Here is a 2,660-nt window from a genome sequence, read left to right on the forward strand (position 1 = left end):
TCCTTGTTGTTCGAATCCATGAAAGCTGCGGATTCTCCTTTGGGGCGCCCTCACTTGCAAGTGATCGCCTCCCCCTCTTCAAATGCAATTAACGAATAATAAATAAAACAAATAATCATCTTTTTTAATAATTAACATATAACCAAAAAGAACTTCACAGCATGTTTTTATGGGAATAACGTTAACTCCTCACCGACCCCTTCTCCAGGCGGACGTGGCCGAATCCTCATATTGACCCGCCTGGAGCCTCTACCCTATGGTCTTGACCACTCCCTTCAAACGCCTGCTCCTAGGCGCCGCACTGGCCCTGGGGTTGATTGCCGCCGCCGACGGCGCCGACTTGCAACCCCTGCGAGTCGCCAACCAGAAGTCCACGATCAAGGCGCTGCTGGAAGCCTCCGGCGAAACCCGGAATGTGCCCTACGCCATTCAATGGTCGGAGTTCCCCTCCGCCTCTCCCCTGGGCGAAGCGCTGAATGCCGGTGCCGTGGACATCGGTGCGTTGGGCGACGCGCCGTATGTATTCGCCTTGGGTGCCGGTGCATCGCTCAAGGTGGTCAGCATCATCCACGCCGAAGGGCGTAACACCACCGCTCTGCTGGTGCCCAAGGACTCGCCGATCAAGACGGTGGCCGACCTCAAGGGCAAAAAGATCGTCACCGGGCGCGGCTCCATCGGTCACTACCTGGCGATCAAGGCCCTGGCGGGTGCTGGCCTGAGCACCGGGGATGTGCAGTTCATTTTCCTGCTACCCAGTGAATCGCGCCTGGTGCTGGATAACGGTACGGTAGACGCCTGGGCCACCTGGGACCCTTACACCACCGTGGTCACCTCTCAAAGCCAGGCCCGTGTGTTGGTCAGCGGTAATCAGTTGCTGAGCAATCACCTGTACTTCGCGGCCACCAGCCAGGCCATCACCGACAAACGCGTGCAGCTGGACGATTTTGTGGCCCGTGTTGACCGCGCCTACGCCTGGGCCAACGCTCACCCCAATGAATACGCCGCAGCCCAAGCCAAGATCACCGGACTGCCATTGGCCGTGCATGTGGAGGTGGCGAAAGACACCCATCTGAGCCCCGTCGTCATCGACGACTCGGTGATCCGTGGCCTGCAAGCCACGGCCGACACCTATCAAAAAGAAGGCCTGCTACCCAAGCACATCGACGTGTCCCTGGGTTTCGACAGCAGCTTCAACGCCACACGTTTCCCTACTTCCCAAGCATCGCGCTAAGCCAGGAGCCGCACATGAGCAAGCCACATCAATTGAAGCCACGCCATTTGAAGCTGGGAGCCATGGTCCACGGTGTCGGCCACGGCTGGGGCGAATGGCGCCATCCGCAGGCACAACCCAATGCCAGCACAAACTTCGGTTTCTACAAGCAGCAGACCGCGCTGGCCGAAGGCGCCAAGTTCGACTTCGTGTTCATCGCCGATAGCCTGCATATCCACGCCAAATCCAGCCCGCACTACCTCAACCGGTTCGAGCCGTTGACTATCCTCTCGGCCCTGGCGGCACTGACCACCCATATCGGCCTGGTCGCCACCGTGACCGTCAGCTACACCGAGCCCTATCAAGTGGCGCGCCAGTTCGCCTCCCTGGACCATATCAGTGGCGGCCGCGCCGGGTGGAACGTGGTCACCTCATGGCTGAGCGGCACCGCCGACAACTTCGGCAAGGCTGAACACCCGCCCCATGCCGTGCGCTACCGCATCGCCAAGGAACACCTCAACGTGGTCAAGGGCCTGTGGGACTCCTGGGAAGATGATGCCTTTGCCTATGACAAGCAGAGCGGTGAGTTTTTCACCCCGGGCAAGCTGCATGCGCTGAACCACAAAGGCGAGTTTTTCTCGGTCAAAGGCCCGCTGAACATCGCCCGCTCGCGCCAGGGCCAGCCAGTGATTTTCCAGGCAGGCACCTCCGAAGACGGACGCAATTTCGCCGCGCAGCATTCCGATGCGATCTTCGTGCATGTCGACAGCCTCGAAGACGGCTTGGCTTACACCCAGGACTTGAAACGCCGAGCCAAAGGCTTTGGGCGTGATGCCGACAGCCTGTCGATTTTGCCGGGCATCCGCCCAATCGTAGGCCGCGATGCCGCCGAAGTGGAAAGCCGCTATCAGCAGGCCGTCGACCTGGTCACCGTGGAGGACGCCATTGTCGCCCTCGGCCGTCCCTTCAATGACCACGACTTTAGCCAATACCCACTGGACGAACCGTTCCCCGAGCTGGGCGATCTTGGCTCCAACAGCCAGAAAGGCGGCTCCGACCGCATCAAGCAATTGGCCAGGGACGAGGGCCTGACCCTGCGCGAAGTGGCGCTGCGCTTCTCGCGACCCAAGCGCGACTTTGTCGGCACCCCGGAGCAAGTCGCCGACGCGATCCAGACCTGGTTCGAGGCCGGTGCCAGCGATGGTTTCATCATCAATTCGGTGCTGCCTGATGGCTTGCAGTACTTCACCGAGCTGGTGGTGCCCGTGCTGCAACAGCGCGGCCTGTTCCGTACCGAGTACAGCGGTCACACCTTGCGCGACAACCTGGGGCTGGAAGTGCCGGCCAACCGTTACAGCGAAGTTGAAGCAGCCCTGTAGTGAGCGGGCTTGCCCCGCGCTGGGTGGCGCAGCCGCCCCAATAAAACCGCCGCGTTGTATCAGGTAGAACG

2 protein-coding genes are annotated in these 2,660 nt (G+C 60.5%); both read left to right on the forward strand.

Going from position 1 to position 2,660, the window contains the following annotated elements; translation table 11 throughout:
* Positions 1–256 precede the first annotated feature (256 nt).
* Complete coding sequence (locus ACRESD_RS15090; protein ID WP_431751650.1) at positions 257–1,231, forward strand: ABC transporter substrate-binding protein; 975 nt, start codon at positions 257–259, stop codon at positions 1,229–1,231.
* A gap of 14 nt (positions 1,232–1,245) precedes the next feature.
* Positions 1,246–2,589 (forward strand): LLM class flavin-dependent oxidoreductase, encoded by a 1,344-nt coding sequence (locus ACRESD_RS15095; protein ID WP_431751651.1) that lies wholly within the window; start codon positions 1,246–1,248, stop codon positions 2,587–2,589.
* The last annotated feature ends 71 nt before the right edge of the window (positions 2,590–2,660 follow it).

The organism is Pseudomonas sp. (genome assembly GCF_050739995.1).
Classification (GTDB): Bacteria; Pseudomonadota; Gammaproteobacteria; order Pseudomonadales; family Pseudomonadaceae; genus Aquipseudomonas.

Bases quoted from the DNA above. Each gene is read 5' to 3' on its own strand.
- ACRESD_RS15095 (WP_431751651.1), top strand. From the start codon at position 1,246: ATGAGCAAGCCACATCAATTGAAGCCACGCCATTTGAAGCTGGGAGCC.
- ACRESD_RS15090 (WP_431751650.1), top strand. From the start codon at position 257: ATGGTCTTGACCACTCCCTTCAAACGCCTGCTCCTAGGCGCCGCACTG.